This window comes from Clostridium sp. KNHs214 (assembly GCF_000744935.1).
Classification (GTDB): domain Bacteria; phylum Bacillota; class Clostridia; order Clostridiales; family Clostridiaceae; genus Haloimpatiens.
The window spans coordinates 960,036-979,937 of the sequence record NZ_JQMW01000011.1 but is presented as its reverse complement, the minus strand read 5'-3'; the positions used below and the strand labels follow the sequence as shown (position 1 = coordinate 979,937).

The 19,902-nt window shown below is 29.8% G+C and carries 17 protein-coding genes and 1 riboswitch; of the genes, 11 read left to right on the top strand and 6 right to left on the bottom strand.

The window, feature by feature from the left end; translation table 11 throughout:
• Nucleotides 1–150 precede the first annotated feature (150 nt).
• Nucleotides 151–432 carry a hypothetical protein gene (locus CC89_RS20825; RefSeq protein ID WP_051931770.1) on the bottom strand — a complete coding sequence of 94 codons (282 nt, stop codon included), beginning with the start codon at nt 430–432 and terminating at the stop codon, nt 151–153.
• Nucleotides 433–1,288: 856 nt separating this feature from the next.
• On the bottom strand, nt 1,289–1,540 hold the full coding sequence (locus CC89_RS20605) for a hypothetical protein (RefSeq protein WP_185750760.1): 252 nt from the start codon (nt 1,538–1,540) through the stop codon (nt 1,289–1,291).
• Nucleotides 1,541–1,643: 103 nt separating this feature from the next.
• Between CC89_RS20605 and CC89_RS13170 the strand changes: the two genes are divergently transcribed.
• Together CC89_RS13170 and CC89_RS13165 are read left to right on the top strand one after the other, a co-directional pair.
• Complete coding sequence (locus CC89_RS13170; RefSeq protein WP_035292834.1) at nt 1,644–1,823, top strand: hypothetical protein; 180 nt, start codon at nt 1,644–1,646, stop codon at nt 1,821–1,823.
• Between the two features lie 128 nt (nt 1,824–1,951).
• Entirely contained in the window at nt 1,952–3,280 is a 1,329-nt protein-coding gene (locus tag CC89_RS13165; RefSeq protein ID WP_035292832.1) for an erythromycin esterase family protein, read from the top strand.
• A gap of 171 nt (nt 3,281–3,451) precedes the next feature.
• Here the strand turns inward: CC89_RS13165 and CC89_RS13160 are convergent, their stop codons facing one another.
• A complete protein-coding gene (locus CC89_RS13160) occupies nt 3,452–4,540 on the bottom strand; it encodes a M24 family metallopeptidase (RefSeq protein WP_035292830.1) in 1,089 nt (362 codons plus the stop codon).
• A 388-nt stretch (nt 4,541–4,928) separates the two neighbouring features.
• Here CC89_RS13160 and CC89_RS13155 point away from each other — a divergent pair, with 388 nt between their 5' ends.
• From CC89_RS13155 to CC89_RS13145, 3 genes are all read left to right on the top strand, one after another.
• Nucleotides 4,929–5,417: an ECF transporter S component gene (locus tag CC89_RS13155; protein ID WP_051931863.1), complete on the top strand. Its 489-nt coding sequence runs from the start codon at nt 4,929–4,931 to the stop codon at nt 5,415–5,417.
• Nucleotides 5,418–5,876: 459 nt separating this feature from the next.
• Nucleotides 5,877–7,007: a pyridoxal-phosphate-dependent aminotransferase family protein gene (locus CC89_RS13150; protein WP_035292828.1), complete on the top strand. Its 1,131-nt coding sequence runs from the start codon at nt 5,877–5,879 to the stop codon at nt 7,005–7,007.
• Between the two features lie 386 nt (nt 7,008–7,393).
• Nucleotides 7,394–8,683, top strand: a complete 1,290-nt coding sequence (locus tag CC89_RS13145) for an NCS2 family permease (RefSeq protein ID WP_035292826.1) — start codon at nt 7,394–7,396, stop codon at nt 8,681–8,683.
• Nucleotides 8,684–8,920: 237 nt separating this feature from the next.
• Here the strand turns inward: CC89_RS13145 and CC89_RS13140 are convergent, their stop codons facing one another.
• Nucleotides 8,921–9,352: a hypothetical protein gene (locus CC89_RS13140; RefSeq protein ID WP_035292824.1), complete on the bottom strand. Its 432-nt coding sequence runs from the start codon at nt 9,350–9,352 to the stop codon at nt 8,921–8,923.
• A gap of 188 nt (nt 9,353–9,540) precedes the next feature.
• Between CC89_RS13140 and CC89_RS13135 the strand changes: the two genes are divergently transcribed.
• Nucleotides 9,541–10,227 (top strand): DUF2238 domain-containing protein, encoded by a 687-nt coding sequence (locus CC89_RS13135; RefSeq protein WP_051931768.1) that lies wholly within the window; start codon nt 9,541–9,543, stop codon nt 10,225–10,227.
• Between the two features lie 94 nt (nt 10,228–10,321).
• Nucleotides 10,322–11,515 carry a methionine gamma-lyase gene (gene megL / locus CC89_RS13130; protein ID WP_035293631.1) on the top strand — a complete coding sequence of 398 codons (1,194 nt, stop codon included), beginning with the start codon at nt 10,322–10,324 and terminating at the stop codon, nt 11,513–11,515.
• Between the two features lie 1,167 nt (nt 11,516–12,682).
• Here the strand turns inward: megL and dsdA are convergent.
• Nucleotides 12,683–14,008 (bottom strand): D-serine ammonia-lyase, encoded by a 1,326-nt coding sequence (gene dsdA, locus CC89_RS13125; protein ID WP_035293629.1) that lies wholly within the window; start codon nt 14,006–14,008, stop codon nt 12,683–12,685.
• 150 nt (nt 14,009–14,158) lie between these two features.
• Between dsdA and CC89_RS13120 the strand changes: the two genes are divergently transcribed.
• The 4 genes from CC89_RS13120 to CC89_RS13105 all read left to right on the top strand — a co-directional run bounded on the left by CC89_RS13120 (nt 14,159) and on the right by CC89_RS13105 (nt 18,919).
• Complete coding sequence (locus CC89_RS13120; RefSeq protein WP_035292822.1) at nt 14,159–15,529, top strand: sodium:solute symporter family protein; 1,371 nt, start codon at nt 14,159–14,161, stop codon at nt 15,527–15,529.
• A gap of 391 nt (nt 15,530–15,920) precedes the next feature.
• A complete protein-coding gene (locus CC89_RS13115; RefSeq protein WP_035292821.1) occupies nt 15,921–16,547 on the top strand; it encodes an HD domain-containing protein in 627 nt (208 codons plus the stop codon).
• Nucleotides 16,548–16,869: 322 nt separating this feature from the next.
• Nucleotides 16,870–17,754, top strand: coding sequence for a YitT family protein (locus CC89_RS13110; protein WP_185750759.1), 885 nt, complete (start codon nt 16,870–16,872; stop codon nt 17,752–17,754).
• A 277-nt stretch (nt 17,755–18,031) separates the two neighbouring features.
• A complete protein-coding gene (locus CC89_RS13105) occupies nt 18,032–18,919 on the top strand; it encodes a DMT family transporter (protein ID WP_051931766.1) in 888 nt (295 codons plus the stop codon).
• Nucleotides 18,920–19,034: 115 nt separating this feature from the next.
• Here CC89_RS13105 and CC89_RS13100 read toward each other — a convergent pair whose 3' ends face one another.
• A complete protein-coding gene (locus CC89_RS13100) occupies nt 19,035–19,289 on the bottom strand; it encodes a hypothetical protein (RefSeq protein WP_035292819.1) in 255 nt (84 codons plus the stop codon).
• A gap of 380 nt (nt 19,290–19,669) precedes the next feature.
• Nucleotides 19,670–19,771, top strand: a riboswitch (glycine riboswitch).
• The last annotated feature ends 131 nt before the right edge of the window (nt 19,772–19,902 follow it).

Below are 19,902 nucleotides of genomic sequence, written 5' to 3'. Positions count from 1 at the left end.
AATTATTGTGAAGTATATATTGATATACTTTTCACTTTTTATTTGGTATCTATCTTTGCAATCTTTAAAAAATAGTTCAATAATCCAGCTGCCAGTATATTTAGATACAAAATTTTATAGTTTGTATTTATATTGTACCTTATGCTACTTTCAAAGCTTAAAAATAGCTTCAAGAGGTAAATTATCTTTTGCAGATTCATAAACCCATTGAATGTTATCTCTTTTAAATTGATCTCTGCAAATTATTAAGCCTTTTCCGAAGGAATCATTAGCGTCCTCTTGAACTGAATAATAAATATATGTCAAAGAAATTAGAAATGATAATCTATCAAGAGATTTTGTAGAGCTTACTTGATAAGTATTAAGTCCAAGATTGTTCTTTGTCTGCCTAAAAAATATTTCAATAGGCCAACGTTTACTGTAACAAGGCAAACATCATCCTTTTGAATATACTGGGAAAAATTATGAACTTGAATACCAAATCCTTTCGGATAAATAACTTGGTTAGTTTTTAATGCACCAATAAGATGATAAAGCTTTTTGAAATGAGCATTTACAACGTTTTTGTTGGTAAAGCATGAATCACACAATCCGTAGGCTGCGCCATTAGGTGAAGGAAGACTCGCTACTATTTGACAAATCATTTCTATTTTGCTTTTTTAAACTTTTTTTATAATGCTTAATAGAATAGGGTGAAATTTTTTTACCACAGGAAAGCATGGTTGTAAGTAATTGATGTCCCAAAACTTTTTTACCTTTTAAATGTGAATGATGAAATCCTATTTCCTAAATTGTGTTTTTAGCCTTTGACGAGGGCTTAGTTTTTTCAGCAATAGTATCATCATAAATTGCAAATATAGGTAAATCAGTTGATGATTAATATTCATAAATGGAACTTACAATAAATTTTCTAATGTCTTTCCATGCAAAATTAATATTCCAAACACCTTCACTTAAAAATTTACCAAAGGTTGTTCTATTACAATTAGCAAGACTTAGTAAGACAATATCATTTATTGTTCCTTTGTGAACCTTTTGGGTAGAAACTTTTATAAATTCTCTAATATGCTTTAATATAGGTTTTGAGAAGTATAAAAAGAATCCAATGTTAAATAAAAACTGGCTTATTGGTGATTTCTTTCATAAAATACTTTTATGAAACATATGTTTCACTCCTGTTATTAAAGTTTTTGTGCAAATTAATTTATACAATAAAATGTGAAGTTTGTCTCTATTTTTTATAATTTTTTAACTGTAAGCTTATGTTGAGAGATTTTCGCAACTAAAGTTAAAAAATATATATAAGAATTAATGATTTATCTAAAGAAATAAATATCTTTAATGAGCAATCATTTTGAAAAGATTTTTTTAGATAAATAACTTTATTAGTTTTTAGAACTTCAATATAGTTGTAACCAGTTTTCACGAAGCTATTAAAAATAGTTTTACAATTATACCAACTATCACACACAACGTAACTTACATTTTCAGGTTTAGGCAGATTTGTAATTAAATTTTTAGTTAACTCTATTTTACTCATAGATTCTTTGTCATAAATATCTATGGAGTACGGAAGAAATAAACTATAACACGAAAGTAAGAAAACTAAATTTCATGTAAATAATAGATGCTAAAAGTATAATTTGAAAAAAGTAGATTTTGATTATAAGATAATTTATTGGGCACTTGACATAGATCAAGATTATAAAAAACTTTGTATGAAAATTGATAAGTTTATTTATGTAAAAGATTTCTTGACGCTGGTAGATGGAAATCATCCTTTATTCTTATTTATATTAGGTGTATTAATATACTATAATTAGAATAAAATGTGACAAAATCCTATTATGTATATTTGAGCAATTAAAAAATTAGCTTTACTGGGCTAATAATATTAAGACCTTGGAATTATGTACAAGCTTAATAAGATTATTTAGGTGGTGATAAAAATATGAAAAAAAGGTTATTGTCAGTATTAGTAGTTTTATTAATATGTTTAAATTTTGTAGGATGTAGTAAAACGGGTACAGATGTAGAGAATTCAAATAAGAAGATACCTAAAAAGGCGTATATAGAGTATCTAGAAAAGAACACTAAGAATCTTGATGTTAGGGATAATGAAGAATTTTCATCATACACACTTTTAAATTCGGATGTTAAGGACAAAGAGATATTTTTGATAGGAGAAGCTCATAATATAGATGTAAATTATGATATTAAGTGGAAATTCATGAAGTATTTTAAAAAGGAAACCAATTTTAAATATTTAATAATAGAATATGGTTTTTTGGATTCACTTAATATAAATAAATATGTTGAAACTGGTAATGAGAATTATTTAAAAAAGGTTTTTATGCCCAATTTGGAAGACTATGAATTTTTTCGTAAAATGTACCGTTACAATATGAGTTTAAGTGACAAAGATAAAATAACAGTGGTAGGCATAGATACGATACCTAGTATTGATGCTTCTCAGTATTTAGTAGAAAAACTTAAAGATAAAAACTTATTACTAGAACAAAAGATGGATCTTCAATCTTTAAAAGAGATATATATGCAAATACAAGATGTATCTAAGCAAGAATATGGAGATAAAAGCAGTGAAGATAAATTAAAAGATAACTACATGGATTTAAAAAAGAAGGTTAATAATGTATATAATAAAATATATAATAAAGAAAAATATTATAGAGAAATTTTAAATGAAGAGGAGTTTAATTTTTTTATTGTACTAGATAACTTAAAGAGTAATATGGATACTTTTGATTTTAGTAAGAAAGGTAATAGTATTGAGGAAATACAAGATGAGGCATATCTTAAAAGAGAAGGTGTAATGTATGAAAATTTTAAAAAGATATATAGTCATTTTCAAAGGGGAAAATATTTTGGACAAATGGGGCTATACCATGTTTTTTTGCACAAAGTTAATATAAACTGGTTTGGTGCACGTGTTAACGAGGGTGATAAACAATTTAGAAATAAAGTAATCAGTATTCCCATATTTTATAAAGAATGTACTAATTCAAAAGGTACTCCTATATCAACTTATAAAGATAGTGATGACTTAGATAAAGTTTTAAAGCAGCAATATAGTCTAATCAAATTAAATGGAAGTAAATCACCATTTTCAAAAGAATTAAGGTGGGACTTTATAAATACACTTCAGTGGAGTTCTTCAGGGAAAACATTAGATATACCAAGGGATGGAATGACTACAGATTATTTTCAATATATGATTATAGTTAAAGATGCTAATGGTGCAACTACTATAAAAGACTAAAAAGTTTTTTAATAAGAATTCACTGAAAAAACTATGGCTTTTCAGTGAATTTTTGTATTGTTTGTGAACTTTTTATATCAAAGATAGAGAGAAATTTTATTTGGAAAATTGAAATTAAAATATGTATAATCACAAAAGTGAAGATTTTTCCTAATGTTTCCCTCTATAATTTTAAATTTGTGGTTCTGTCACAATTTTTAGTTCTTTAGGGTAATTATTTAACACTTCGCAACCATCTTCAGTTACTATAACTAGATCTTCTATTCTAACTCCACATTTTCCAGGTACATATATGCCAGGTTCTATAGAGAAAACCATGCCAGGTTTTGCTATTTCCTCATCAGTAGGTCCTACGCTAGGGTATTCGTGATCTTCTATGCCTATGTTGTGACCTGTTCTGTGATTAAAGTATTTGCCGTAGCCTGCTTTTTCTATAACATCTCTTGAGGCTTTGTCTATATCACAAAGTTTAACGCCAGGCTTTACAGCAGCTATGCCTGCCAGGTTAGATTTTAATACAGTATTATATATTTTTTTGCTTTCTTCATCAGGCTCTCCATAGAATACTGTCCTTGTCATATCTGAGCAATAACCATTAGTTCTGCCGCCTATATCTAGAATTATGCAGTCTCCAGATTTTAGTTTTGTACCATCTGAATCATGGTGAGGAGATGCGGCATTTGGGCCATAAGCTGCTATAGGGTAAAAGGAAAATTCATAAGTATTATGTTTTCTATATAAATCAGCTATGCTTTCTGCTAAGTCTTTTTCAGTTTTTTCTGGATGTATAGAATTTATTAGTTCGTCTATAACCTTGTCGTTTATAATGGAAGCATTTCTTAAAAGGTCTAATTCTTTTGAATCTTTTATCATTCTAACCTCGTCTACAACAATAGAACTGTTTACAAATTTAAGGTTAGGTTTTTTATTCATTAATGAAATTAAAAAGTGAGAAGGCCAAGTTTTGTCTACTCCAAATATGCAATTATCCTTGCATGTAGAAGCTATTTGTTTTATAGGATCTTCTCCGTCTTTATGAAGAACTAAATCTACACCTATGCTTGAATCTAGTGCAAATAATTCATTGGCAAAGAATTTTATAGTTCCTTCCTTATTTATGTATAAGGCCATAAGTCTTTCACCGGGCTCAATAGTTAAATCCAGCAAATAGCATATAGAAGTAGGTGAAGTTACTATAAGCTGATCTATATTTTTATTTTTCATGTTTTGTATAACTTTTTCTATTCTATTTTTATTCATAATAACACCGTCCTTTTTAGTAATCTAACTATATTAAAACATTTACAATGTGGAATATCAATATTTGAATAGTTCTATAGGAATATTGTGATTAAACCACAATAAGGTACAATGTGGTGCAATTATGGAATTTTTCCAATGTATATTTTATAACTGCGAAAGTTAAATTAAATAATGTTTTTATAGAGTTTAACATATTCATTTAAACATTTCATAGATAGTGTACCGATACATTTGAATAAAAATATGAAACGAATATATAATGTAAGTGTGATGTATTGGATTCACTAGTATTAATAATACAAAAAAGGGGGTTCTTATTGTGAATAATATTGGTGAAAGAGTTTCAGAGGCTAAGATTTCTACAGTAAATTCTAAATTAAAGGACATGGTTATATCCGCACTTTTAATAGCCTTAGTATTTGTTGCTACAAGATTTATTAATATTAGATTACCTATAGCCGTAAATGGTGGACTTGTACATTTAGGAAATGCTATGTTATTTGTGGCTGCTATTGTATTTGGAGGCAAAAAAGGAGCCATTGCAGGTGCATTTGGAATGGGATTATTTGATTTATTATCTGAGTGGGCTATTTGGGCACCAGCTACTTTTATAATAAGGGGAATAATGGGATATATTATAGGAACAATGGCAAATTCTAAAGATAGAAATGGAAAAAAATTTTTATGGAATATAGCAGGCATAGTTTTAGCAGCTATATGGATGGTAATGGGATACTATGTGGCAGAGGGAATTCTATATGGAAACTGGATAGCACCGTTAACATCTATTCTAGGAAATATAACACAATTGATTATAGGAGCTATAATAGGAATTCCGCTAGCAGCAGCATTAAAGAAAACTAAGGTTTTTTAGAAATTTAAAATATTAAGTAGTGATTATTGTAATAAATCATTTTACATTAAACACTTAGTTAACATTGAAAATGATAGTAATTTGAATTAAAAATTCAAGGTATTAATTTATATGATTAACCCACAATAAGGTACAATGTAATGGAATTATGAAATTTCTCCTCCATGACTTGCATAAGAGCTTGGAACAATAAATTTAATTTAAGAAATTCTAATCTTTTAGCCATATAAAATTATCTAACGCTTACATTCAGCGTCCTGCCTCAGGTTCGCTAGCCTGGCGTCCTTTTAAGGGTTACGATAATTTTATCTGTCTAAAAGAAGAATTTCTAAAATTAAATTTAAATAGTTCCTTCGCTTCTTATGCAACTCATTCCAGAGAAATTTCATAATTCAAGCAATGTAATACTTATTGTGTGATAATCATTTATATACTATTAAAAGAAAAGAGGGATACATTATGCAGGAAACACTTATAATGACACCAGGTCCAACTTACGTACATGAAGATGTTAGAAGGGCATTAATGAAACCTATTACTAATCCCGATTTAGATTTGAATTTTTATGAATTTTATAAAGGCCTTTGTGACAAAATAAAAAGATTTTTAAATACTGAAAATGAAGTACTTGTTTTATGCGGCGAGGGAATTTTAGGACTGGAAGCAGCCTGTGCCTCTTTAATAGAACCAGGAGATAAAGTTTTGTGTATACACAATGGAATTTTTGGCAAGGGCTTTGGAGACTTTGCGAAGATGTACGGTGGAGATGTAGTTTACTTTGAAGGTGATTATAGAAGAGGCATAAAATATCAGGAGCTGGAGGAATTTTTAAAGAATAATAATGATTTTAAAATTGCTACTTTAGTTCATTGCGAAACACCATCAGGAATAACTAATGATGTTGAAAAGCTATGTCCACTTCTTAAAAAGTATGGAATAATAACAGTAGTGGATTCTGTAGCTGGTATGGGCGGTGAAGAATTTAAGGTAGACGAATGGAATATTGATATAGCTTTAGGAGGATCACAAAAATGTATATCAGCTCCTCCGGGATTAACTTTCTTAAGTATAAGCCAGGATGCTTGGAATAAAATAAGAAATAGAAAATCTCCTATAGTAGGATTTTATGCAAATTTAAATAATTGGAGTACGTGGTATGAAGATAAATGGTTTCCATACACTCAGCCTATAAGTGATTTATATGCTTTGGATGTGGCTTTTGATAGAATACTTCAAGATAAAAATATGATAGAAAGACATAGAGATATAGCACATAGAGTTAGACATAGCCTTATAGAAGGTGGTTTAGAGTTATATCCTTTAGATAGCTTTTCTAATACAGTAACTACCATAAACATACCTGAAGGCATAACTTATAAAGAAATTTATGAGGATATGTTAAATAAGCATAATATAATGATAGCTGGAGCCTTTGATTTCTTAAAGGATAAGGTTATAAGAATAGGTCACATGGGCGAAAATTGCTATGAAGAAAAATTATATTTGACACTAAAGGCTTTAAATAGTGTTTTAAGGCAGCATAATATAGATTTAAAAAAGGATTTACATCAAAGCTTTGTAACTAATTAAATTAATAGATAAAAAATTATATTTTATACATAAAAAAATTATCGTAAGTTTTGGAAGTAATTGAGTAAAATGAAAGATGTGTTTTAAATATATTTCAAAATAAATTTATTAGAACTAATTCTATATAGGATTAGTTCTTTATTTTTTCATTAAAAATATGCGAATGTTTAATAAATAAATTATATTTATAGTTTGGAAAGTTAGAAATTACAATGATATAAACACGAACTTTACAAAAAACTAAAATGCGTAAATAAAAAAACAGCATAAATAATCAAATTTTATTAATAAAACAGTGGATAATGTTCGTGAATTTTATTGACTTATAAAATTTATTTTGATAATATGAACAATGTTGAAAAAATTAAGTACAAAGGAGAAATTTTATGGAGGCATTTTTTAAATTAAAAGAAAATGGAACAAATGCAAAAACTGAAATATTAGCTGGCATAACTACATTTATGACAATGGCATATATACTTGTGGTTAATCCAGGTATACTATCTGATGCAGGTATGAATTTTGGCGCAGTATTTACAGCTACTGCATTATCAGCAGTAATTTCTACTTTAGTTATGGGACTTTATGCTAAATTACCTTTTGCACAAGCACCTGGTATGGGATTGAATGCTTTTTTTGCTTATACTATCGTTAAACAAATGGGATATAGTTGGCAATTTGCCTTAACAGCGGTATTTTTAGAAGGACTTATATTTATAGCGTTAACAGCTTTTAATGCTAGAGAGGCAATTGTAGATTCAATACCAGATAATATAAAGAAGTCTATATCTGTTGGAATAGGACTTTTTATAGCATTTATAGGGCTTGAAAATGCAAAAATAGTTGTACACCCTCAAGGAGGGACTATAGTGGCTCTCGGTGATATTACTAGCGGATATGCACTACTTGCTCTTATAGGAATTTTAATAACTGGTGTACTTCTTGCTAAAAATACAAGAGGAGCATTACTTATAGGTATTGTAGCTACTACAGTTATAGGAATTCCGATGGGTATAACAAAGGTACCTCATAATATAATAAGTGCACCACCTTCACTATCACCTATATTTATGAAATTTCAATGGAGTCATATATTATCCATGGACATGTTTATAGCGTTATTTACACTACTTTTTATGGACATGTTTGATACTATAGGAACATTGGTAGGAGTAGCTACTAAAGCAAATATGATGGATGAAAATGGAAATGTACCAAGAATAAAAAAAGCTCTATTTGCAGATGCAATAGGAACTACATTAGGAGCTTGTCTTGGAACTAGTACTGTTAGTACTTTTGTAGAAAGTGCCTCAGGAGTAGCTGAGGGAGGAAGAACAGGACTTACAGCTGTATCTACTGCAGGTATGTTTGCTATAGCGTTATTCTTCTCACCACTATTTATAATGATACCAGCACCAGCTACAGCTCCTGCTCTTGTATTAGTAGGACTTTTCATGATGGAACCAATAAAGGAAATTGATTTATTAGACTATACAGAAGCAATACCAGCTTTCTTCACAATTATAATGATGCCTTTAACATATAGTATATCTGATGGTATAGCTTTTGGAATGGTTTCTTATATATTTTTAAAAGTTTTGACAAACAGGTATAAGGAAGTGAGCATACCAGCTTATGTGGTAGGCGCGTTATTTATACTAAAATTCTTAATTTAGATCTCTTAATACAATAAGGTACATGAAAATAAATAACAAGTCAAAGATGATAATATATTTTGTGTAAGACAAGGAAGCAGGTTCTGTGGCCAGTAAGATTATTGGCAGGTTTTGCTGACACATTGTGACGCAAAATAGACTAGCATACTGATTTATTATTTATTTTAATGTGGCTAATATAAAATAAATAGGCAATGACTAGTTAAGGTATGTAATTTAGCTGGTCATTGTCTATTTTTAGTTAGACTTATTGTGGCAACTGCAGTTACTGCATTTAGAATCATTATTTCCAGAACAATTATTGCAATTAGATTTATTGTTGCAGCTACAACTATTTTCACATTTAGAAGTTTTGCAACACTTAGAGGTTGTTTCCTTAGATTTATTTTTATTTATAGGAATTGCCTTTAACATAAAGTTAGAATTTTCATATATTACACTTATAGAAGAAATATAAAGAGGTACATAATCTTTATACATAAAAAAAAGATCATCAACTTCATCTATTATATATTCGCTTTTAAATTCATCTAAACATAAATCCACATGGCTATTACCGCATTGAGGTAAATAATCTATCTTAATGCAGCTATAGCTAGGATTTTTTTTAAGTAATTCCATTAGTTTATTCTTTGCTTCTTTGGATAAATCTATTTTTAAAAAATTCATATTAAACCTCCTTTTTAAATAAAAATTAATACATAGTTTATTTTATATATTTGCTATTTTAAGTATAATTATAGCTTTAAATTCAGAATTATAAACTATAATTTATAAAATATTAACAAAAAGCATACATGGATATATTGGGAGGTATAATATATTATTTGTATACTTAAAAGTAAGGAGGGTTTTACATGAAACTTAGGATTAAAAGAGGAAAAAAATTCGAAGTAGTATTAGCTAACGTTATAAGAGGGCTTTTAATATTGTCAATGGTAATTAGTTTTGTTACTAGAAATTACTTGAATTTTTTCACTGCATTACTTACTTTATGGCTTACATTTTTACCTTTTATTATAGCTAAGAAGAATAGAGTTAGGTTACCTCCAAGTTTTCAAATAGTTATATTGCTATTTATATTTGCTGCTCAATACTTGGGAGAGATGAGGGAATATTATATTAAATTTTGGTGGTGGGATTTAATGCTCCACACTTTTTCAGGAATTATATTAGGTTTTACGGGATTTTTACTAATCTATACCCTTAATAAAGATGAAAATGTGCAAGTTTATTTAAGTCCTTTTTTTATAGGACTGTTTGCATTTACTTTTGCTTTAAGTGTAGGAGCTTTGTGGGAGATATTTGAATTTAGCATGGACAATATTTTTGGATTAAATATGCAAAAATCAGGCTTGGTAGATACTATGTGGGATTTAATTGTCGACGGTGTAGGAGGATTAATAGCAGCATTTTCTGGATATTTTTACGCTAAAAAAGATGAAGAAGGCACATTTAAGAAACTTTTACAATCATTTATAGGTATGAATGAAGATATTTTTACAAATAATGAAGGGGAAAAAGAACATAATTCAAAAAAATAAATGTTATTTTGAAATTATTACTAATATTTACACAAATAAATTAAAATGGTATGATATAGGTGAGGGTATACAAAAAACATTGGGGGGTAAAAAAATGAATAAAGAAGAGTTAAAAAATAAGGGCTTTGCAACTAAAGCAATACATGGAGGCCATGCTAAAAATTCAGTAGGAGCACTAGCCACTCCTATATACCAGACTTCTACTTTTGTATTTGATTCTGCTGAGCAAGGTGGTAACAGATTTAAAGGGCAAGAAGAAGGGTATATATACACTAGATTAGGCAATCCAACTAACACATCTGTAGAGGAAAAGGTAGCATTATTAGAAGGAGCAGAAGCATGTGTATCTACAGCATCAGGTATAGGTGCTGTAGCGTCAGCTATATGGTCAGCTATAAAGGGAGAAGACCATATAGTAGCATCTAAAACTTTATACGGATGCACTTTCGCTTTTTTAAATCATGGTATAACAAGATTTAATGTAGATGTAACCTTTGTAGATACATCAGAACCTGAAAATGTAAGAAATGCCATGAGAGATAACACTAGAGTGGTATATTTAGAAACACCAGCAAATCCAACATTGCAGTTGAGTGATATAGAGGAAATATCTAAAATAGCTCATAAAAATGAAGAGTGCATGGTAATAGTAGATAATACTTTTTCAACTCCATATATACAAAAGCCGCTAGAATTGGGAGCCGATGTGGTAATACATTCTGCAACCAAATTTTTAAATGGACATGGAGACGTTATAGCCGGTTTTGTGGCAGGTAAAAAAGAATTTATAGATACTGTAAGATTATTTGGAATAAAAGATATGACGGGAGCTTCCTTAAGTCCTTTTGATGCATTTTTAATAGGAAGAGGAATGAAAACGCTAGATATAAGATTAGAGAAACATTGTAAAAATGCTATGAAAGTAGCAGAGTTTTTAGAGTCTCATCCAGCAGTAGAAAAGGTATACTATCCAGGATTAAAGGATTTTTCTCAATACGAATTAGCAAGAAAGCAAATGAAACTTCCAGGCGCCATGGTGGCTTTTGAAGTAAAAGGTGGTTTTGATGCGGGAATAAAGGTTATAAATAATGTGAAATTATCTTCTATTGCGGTAAGTTTAGGTGATGCAGAGACATTAATTCAACATCCAGCTTCTATGACTCATTCTCCTTATTCAAAAGAGGAAAGAGAAGCGGCGGGTATTAGTGATGGACTAATAAGAATAGCTGTAGGGCTTGAGGATGCAGAGGATATAATAGAAGACCTAAAAAATGCACTAGAAGCATAAATTGTGAAATAATACATTGAAGAAAAATCTGATTTTAATTCCGTAATAAATGTGTAATTGGGGACTGTTCACAATACGCCAAGAACTTCTAAATGTCTCACAGTTAAAGCCCCTAAAGCTTTCAAACTCGCTTCTTGCATTGCTTAAATAATGAAAGCTTTTTAACGGGTCTTTAACTGTGAGACATAAGAGGTTCTAAGTCTAGTTCAATAGTCCCCAATTCCACATTTATTACTACATTAAAATCAGATTTTTAGTTTAATATGTTTATGGTTGGAAAGGGAAGCCTACTAAAGGAGGATTTTCCTCCACTATGTTACGGAAAATCTTTAATTAAATAAATGGGATAGCAAAAAGCTATAACTGTTTCATTAAATGGAGTAGTTATAGCTTTTCTTTAAAGGCTTAAAAATTTTTTATTGGCGATAGCCAGCCTAAATAAACTCCGCCTGAGAATTAAGAGCTGCCACTAAATCATTTTGGGACTAATATAAATCCTTAGTCATCAAATGTTTTTTAGTACTAGGTTCTAGTTTCTAGATGTTGGAATTTGTTGTTATAATACATATATATGTTTCTTAACATATATGTCGATCATTCATTATAAATCAACAAGCTCACGCCAAAAAAACTTTATAAAGCACTAAATAAGGCCTAATATATTTTGCCGTGAGGCATTGATTTATATAAATCTTAAATCTGTAGTGTAGACCAGGTAAGAGCTCTTACTTCTTATCTACAAGTTCTTATTTATCCAACAATTAAAGTTATATATTCTTATATATAAATCCTAATTATGCCTACGTATTTACGCTGGCTGCCGCCAATAAAAGATTTTCCATAGCGAAGCGGAGGAAAATTCTCCTTTAGTCAGCTGTGTTCCTCCTCTGATAGCCTATGCATGAACTGAAAAATCTGTCTTTAAGGTAACAATAAATATATTTTCTTAGACTATTGAGCTAGTCTTAGAAATTCTTTGTTTTCAAATTTTAATGCCCGTTAAGAAGCTTTCATGTTTGAGCGCCGCCAGAAGCGAGTTTGAAAGCTTTAGGGTATTGAAATTTGAAAACATTAGAATTTCTTGGCGTATTGCGAACAGTCTAATAAAATATATTTATTGTGGACTTAAAGACAGATTTTTATTATGGCACTTGCTTCACAATATTCTTATAAAGTGTTGTCGGGAACTAGGCTTCCGCCAGTGGCCCAGCATATATGAGTAGAGTTTGGTAATTTAGTTGTTATGTCCTTGTATAAAGGAGATTTCATAGTGTTTATATTTTGCATCAATTTAACAGGACCTATTAAGCCGGCGCAGGCTGAAGGCTCTAATTTTATATTTTCCTCAGTTCTAATGTTTTTTAGGAGAGAGTGTAATTTTTCATCATCTATAGTATAAATGCCACTTAATAATTCTTCTAAGGTTTTACCTACAAAACCAGAAGGACGTCCAACAGCTAATCCATCAGCTGCAGTTATGTTGTCTATGCCGAAATCTTGAACGCATATGTTCTGGTGCATTTCTGTGGCCATGCCCATTAACATGCATGGAGAATGAGTAGGTTCTGCAAAGAAACAGTGCACATTGTCTTTAAACACTAGCTTTAAACCAAAGGCTACTCCGCCAGGACCTCCCCCTACTCCGCAAGGTAGATATACGAATAGAGGATGCTCACTATCTACTACTATATTCATTTCTTCTAATTGCTTTTTTAGTCTTCTAGCGGCAACGCTATAGCCAAGGAAAAGATCCTTTGAATTTTCATCATCTATAAAATAGCTATTAGGATTTTTATTGGAAAGCTTTCTACCTTCTTCTACAGCTTTACTATAATCAGATTCATACTCCATAACAGTAACACCTTTGCTTCTGAGCAAATCTTTTTTCCATTGTTTAGCGTCTTTTGACATGTGAACTATTACATTGAAACCTATTTTTGCACTGGTTATGCCTATGCTTAAGCCAAGATTTCCAGTGGAGCCTACTTGTATAGTATATTTACTAAAAAAATCTCTGTATTTTTTTTCACTTAATTTTGAATAGTCGTCTTCTATGTGTAGTAAACCATTTTCCATAGCTGTTGTCTCAGCGTGTTTTAAAACCTCGTATATACCACCTCTTGCTTTTATGGATCCAGCTATGGCTAGATGACTGTCACATTTTAAGAGAAGTTTATTAGGAATATTTGTATTGAAAATAGTTTCGATTTTACTTCTCATTTTTGGTATTTCTATAAGTGGAGATTCTATAATTCCATTTAATTTTTCAGTTTCAGGAAATAGTTTTGCTATAAGAGGAGCAAATCTAAGAAGTCTATCTTCAGCGTCTTTTACATCATCTTCTCCTAGAGAAATTTTATCCATAGCTTTTTCAAAGTTGGTGTATTTTTTATTTAGCCAAAATACTTCCTTTGTATCTACTAAGTCCTTGATAATTGAATATTCTTTAATCCAAGTATTTATTGATTTGCCGTAAATAAATTCATTCACCATGAAATCCCTTCTTTCTTATATGATATATTTAAATTATATAGTATAAATATATCAAGTCTCAATGTGCTAAATAATAAAATCTTTTGATTTACATTACATTATTTGTGATAAGATTAAATGGTGGATTAAAATTTTTAAGGGGATGTTAATTTGATTTTAGTTAGTGCATTAATTACTTTGATTTTAACAGGAGTTGCAGGATATTTAGGGAAGAGAAAGGTCAAGAGTTCTAAGGATTTTATAAGAGGTGGAGAAGGTCTTGGAGTTATTGGTGTCACAAGTATGCTTATGGGATCTATAATAGGCGGGGCATCAACTGTTGGTACATCGCAAATGGCATATAAACATGGCATAGCAGCTATATGGTTTATAACTGGAGTAGCTGTAGCCAGTATAATTTTAGGACTTATATATTCTAGACTTGTTAATAAAAAGAACTCTGAAACATTGCCGCAAATCATAGGAAATACCTATGGTGAAAAAGCTAGGACTTCTTCTAGCATATTACTGTCTATTGGTATGTTCATACATATTAATGGGCAGATTATAGCCTGTATAGCTTTATTTACAGCTATATTTGGAATAAATGCAAATATAACAGCCCTTATGGTAGTAGCACTATTAGTGGTATATGTGGTATTTGGAGGTTTTTGGGGAAGTACTTTAGTTGGAGGAATAAAGACTGTATTATTGTATGGTACAAGTATTATATGCGGAATTATTCTTATTTTTAAATTTGGAGCTCATAAGGAAATTATAAGTTTTTTTTCTAAAAATCCTTGGTTTAATTTATTTAGTGATGGGATTTTTGAAGATTTAGCTTCTGGATTTTCAACAGTAGTGGGCATATTATCTACTCAGACTTATTTTCAAGCTATAATGTCTGGAAAAAGCGAAAAGGTATCAAAAATAAGTTCCTTTGTAGTAGCTTTTCTAGTTTTTCCTGTGGGAATAGTATGTACAATGATAGGCATGTATATGAGAATACATTTTCCTAATATTGTTCCAAGTGAAGCTTTTCCTTTATTTTTAGTAAACTATCTAAATCCAGCATTAGCAGGAGTTTCTATAGCTACAGTGCTTATATCATCTATGGCTACAGGAGCAGGACTTACCCTTGGCATATCTACTATGTTTGTTAAGGATGTTTATAAGCAATTGATTGATAAAAAAGCTGATGATAAAAAAGAGCTTTTGGTATTAAGACTTTCTATAATTGCAATAGGAATAGCAACTTTCTTTATAGTTATAAAGAATCAAGACTCAATGATATTGAATTGGGGATTTTTATCTATGATATTTAGAGCAGTGCCTATATTTGTACCTACTATATTTGCACTATTTTTTAAGGAGAAAGTACATAAAAGGGCAGGTTTTTATTCCATAATATGTGGAACATTAGCTAGCATAATATGGATTTTACTAGGACTTCATAGTATAAGTTCTATTTATATAGGTTTAATTACTAATGTAGTGGTAATTTTAGCAGTTAGCAGGAGAGAACTTAGAGTGAATAATTAAGAATGAAGAATGAAAAGTTTAAAATTAATAATGATTAATTAAAAGTAAATACAAATTAATTGAAAATGAACAATTAGAATTAATAACATATAAAAAGATAGCTTGATTATGAATAAATCAAACTATCTTTTTATATGTAGAGAATGAAGGTGATATACTTAGTTTATCTGGTTATAATAATATTATGATTAAAGCACAAAAAGGTACAATGCGGTGGAATTATGAAATTTCTCCTCCATGACTTGCATAATAGCTAGGAACAATAAATTTAAACAGTTCCTTCACTTCTTATGCAAGTCATTCCAGAAAAATTTCATAATTCAGGTAATGTAATGTTTATTGTGAGTTAATCATTTTATAAAATAAAGCATTTATGAATGGAGAGTTTATTATGGATTTAAAAACAACAATAAATATGTTTAATGAAATAGATAAACATATATTAGAAGATAAAAAGCCATCAGAATATATTTTAGAAATTTCCAAGGAACAGTTATTTAATGAAGTGCCTTTTAATATGTTGAAGAACTTAAAAGACACCATGCAATCTCCTAAGTATCATCCGGAAGGAAGTGTGTGGAATCATACAATGCTCGTTTTAGATAAGGCAGCAGAAATGAAAGAGAAAAGCAAAAATAAAAGAGCTTTTATGTGGGCAGCACTTCTTCATGATTTAGGGAAAGCACCTACTACAAAAATAAGAAAGGGAAAAATAACATCCTATAACCATGATAATGTGGGTGAAGAAATGGCTAGAGAATTTTTAAAACAATTTCATCAAGATGAGAGCTTTATATATAAGGTTTGTAAACTAGTTAGATGGCATATGCAGCCTTTATTTATATTAAAAGAGTTACCTTTTGCAGAACCCCAAAATATGCTTAAAGAAGTGGATATAGATGAAATAGCTCTGCTTTTTTTATGTGATAGATTGGGAAGAGGAGGAGACAATGAAGAAAGAGAAATTGAAGAAAAGAATAATGCAGCAAATTTTATAAAAAAGGTAAAGAATGTTTAGGGGATTTAATCCAAGAAAATTAATATTCATTAGTACAAAGCACAGGCATTTGTGGTAAAATTAATCATAAGAAATTTTTCCTTTTTTGTTAGATTAGTTATACTAAATAAACGCTTTAATTTCCTATTTTAATGTCTTTTTTTACTGCAATAATGATTTAATAAACATAAATTTGCAAGTGGAAAGTGGGAATTTAAGAAAGCATTAGGGGCATGCAAGTGATAGGGGGGATTACGTTAGGCATTGTAAATAGGAGATTTTCATAGGGGCTTATATATTAAATAGTATGTTAGGTTAATTTTAATTTTAAGGGGAGAAAAAAATGAGTGAAACCATGAAGTCTTTTATTAAGGATTTACCAATATTAACAGTCGGTATGTTTATCGGGGCATTAGCCGTACATTTTTTTTTGATTCCAAGTAAATTAATTGTTGGATCAATTACGGGTTTATCTATTGTAATTAATTTGCTTACTTCAATATCGCTGCCAGTATTAGTTTTTATTATAAATACTTTTTTATTAATTCTATCTTACTTTCTTATCGGAAAAGAATTTGGTGTTAAGACCATATATTCAGCATTAATTTTATCACCAATGCTTTTCATATTGGAAAAGGTATATCCAATGAAAGAATCATTGATGAAGGATCAGTGGCTGGATCTATTATGCTTTGTACTTATTTTAAGTTTTTCACAAACAATTTTATTTAGGCGTAATGCATCCACTGGCGGATTAGATATTTTGGCTAAAATAGTAAATAAATATTTACATATTGATCTAGGTACATCGGTCTCTATTTCAGGAGCAATTATTTGTTGTACTGCTATTTTTGTGTACGATATGAGAACAGTAATCATAGGATTGCTAGGAACGTATATTAATGGGTTAGTACTAGACCATTTTATGATAGGATTTAACTCCAGGAAAAGGGTTTGTATTATTTCAAAAGATTACCTCTTGATTCGTAAATTTATTATAGAAGATTTGCATCGGGGTGCGACGCTATATCCTGTCAAAGGTGGATTAGGAAATGAGGACAAGTTTGAAATAGAAAGTTTGATGACTAGAAATGAGTTTTCTTATTTGATGGAATTCATTAAAAAGGAACAAATTAATGCATTTATTACAGCAGGAACAGTTAGTGAGATTTATGGCAATCTTGGGATAAAGGGAATCAAAAGCAAACCAAGGTCATTACAGGAATAAAAATAAAAAAAGGGGCTGTTGCATTAAGGAATTCACATGCAATATATTGTTTTGGAAGTTTAAAGTTAAGACAATATATTGTAGGAGTTATTCTTAGTGCAACAGCTCCTTTTTGTTAAGAAATTGTTACAGCTAGTGTAGTATATGCAAAGTTACTGAAATAAAAATTCAAGTGGCTATTAAAGAAACTTTAACCAGAATTCAAAAGGCAATTTATATTGAAAAAAATGTTGGTTTATGTTAAAATGATGTGGAATTTGTATAAGGAGATGAATACATGGAGGATTCTAAAAAAGTCGTTCAAGGTTATCTATTAGTGGCATTGTGTGGAACATGCTGGGGGCTAATGGGAGTGCTTACAAAGAAACTAGATCTTCTTGGCTTTGATGAATTTTCTGTTTCAGCTCTAAGACCTACTGTGGCCGCTATTTTTTATTTGTTATATACTTTAATAAGGGAGCCAAAATATCTTAAGACTGACTTCAAAAGTTTAATATTCTTCTTAATATATGGAGTAGTAACTTTAGATGGGATGTTTTTAACTTTTACTTATGCGGTTAAGTATTCTAGTATAGCTACGGCATCTGTTTTACTTTTTACTAATCCTATATTCGTAATGATTATGTCTAGATTTTTATTCAACGAAAAGCTTACAAAAAAGAAGATAATGGCTTTAATATTATCTATAATTGGATGTTTGCTAGTTGTAAGGGCTTACAATGTAGAAGCGTTTAAGGTAAGTTTTTTAGGAATTATACTTGGAGTTATGTCAGGATTTACAGTTGCTCTTCAAAATGTAATGGGTAAAATAGGAGCTAATAAGTATCACTATAAAACTCATTTAGTGTACTCTTTCTTATTTGCAGCTGTTTTTTTATGGTTTTTTAGACCACCATGGGTATTATTTAGTAATGCAACGTCACCTACAGCTTGGTTTTATATTATTGCCATAGGTTTCTTTGCAACAGTTATACCAAATGGTGCATTTGTAAAGGCGTTACAATATGTAGAGTCTAGTAAGGCGAGTATAGTTTGTAGTATAGAGCCTATTATAGCTACTATACTTGGATTTTTAATATTTAAAGAGCAGCTAGAAATGTGGCAAATAGTAGGTATGGTACTTATAGTACTATCAGTAATTCTTATTCAAGGTAAAGAAGATTAATATTTTTTTACACAATGTGTAAGCGCTACCATGCACAATTGAAAATATATAGCATATGGTAAAATACTAAATAAATAATTAAGGAGTACCGTCGGTACTCCTTAATTATTAGACGCTAATTATTTTTTTCAACTTCTCTCCATTCAGCAAGAAAGGTTTCGCAGGCGGCAATGGTAGCATTACTTTTTATACTTGAAACAGAACCTCTGCCATCCCAGTCGTTTCCATCACTTATATATAAAGTTTCTAAAAAACTTTCTAAATCTTTTATTGAATACTCAGGAACTAATCTTCTATGATCCTTTAAATTTTGGTATACAGAATCAAAAATTCTATCAAACTCCATTTGTTCCCAATCTTTGTTTTCCATAAAATATCCTCCTGTCCCATTAGAGATTATGAATCTAATTAAAATGTTATGAATTAATAATCATTCTTAAGTATACTCTAATGAATTTAATTATTCAAGGAAAAGATGTTGTCATAAAAATAAGTATAATGTTGTCATAAAGATAAGTATTTATAAGGTAATAGTTAAACAAATAACTATTAGAAAAAATAATAAAGAAAATAGAAAAAAACTATTGACTATTTAATAGATAGGTCTTAAAATATAATTGTAAGTTAAAGAAAATTAAATATCGGTGGATGAAGGTCGTTGGAGATATCCTTTATAAGGATAACCGTAGAAGAAAGATATAGATTATGCTATAGATTTATATTGAAGCTTTCAGGTTTGATACAATGATCTGACACAACCCTGGAGAGAGCCCTTAAGTGGGACATCAACGAAGCAACTTAAACTAGAATATGTTTGAGGAAACTTTCAGATAAAAGGACAGGGAGTAGTTAGCAATAGGTATACTATTATAACTACTCCCTGTTTTTTATATATATTTTAAGATAACAAACAAATTTATCCCACATTCATATAAAACTACCCTAAAATAATATAAAACTACCTAACATAAAATCCCTTAACC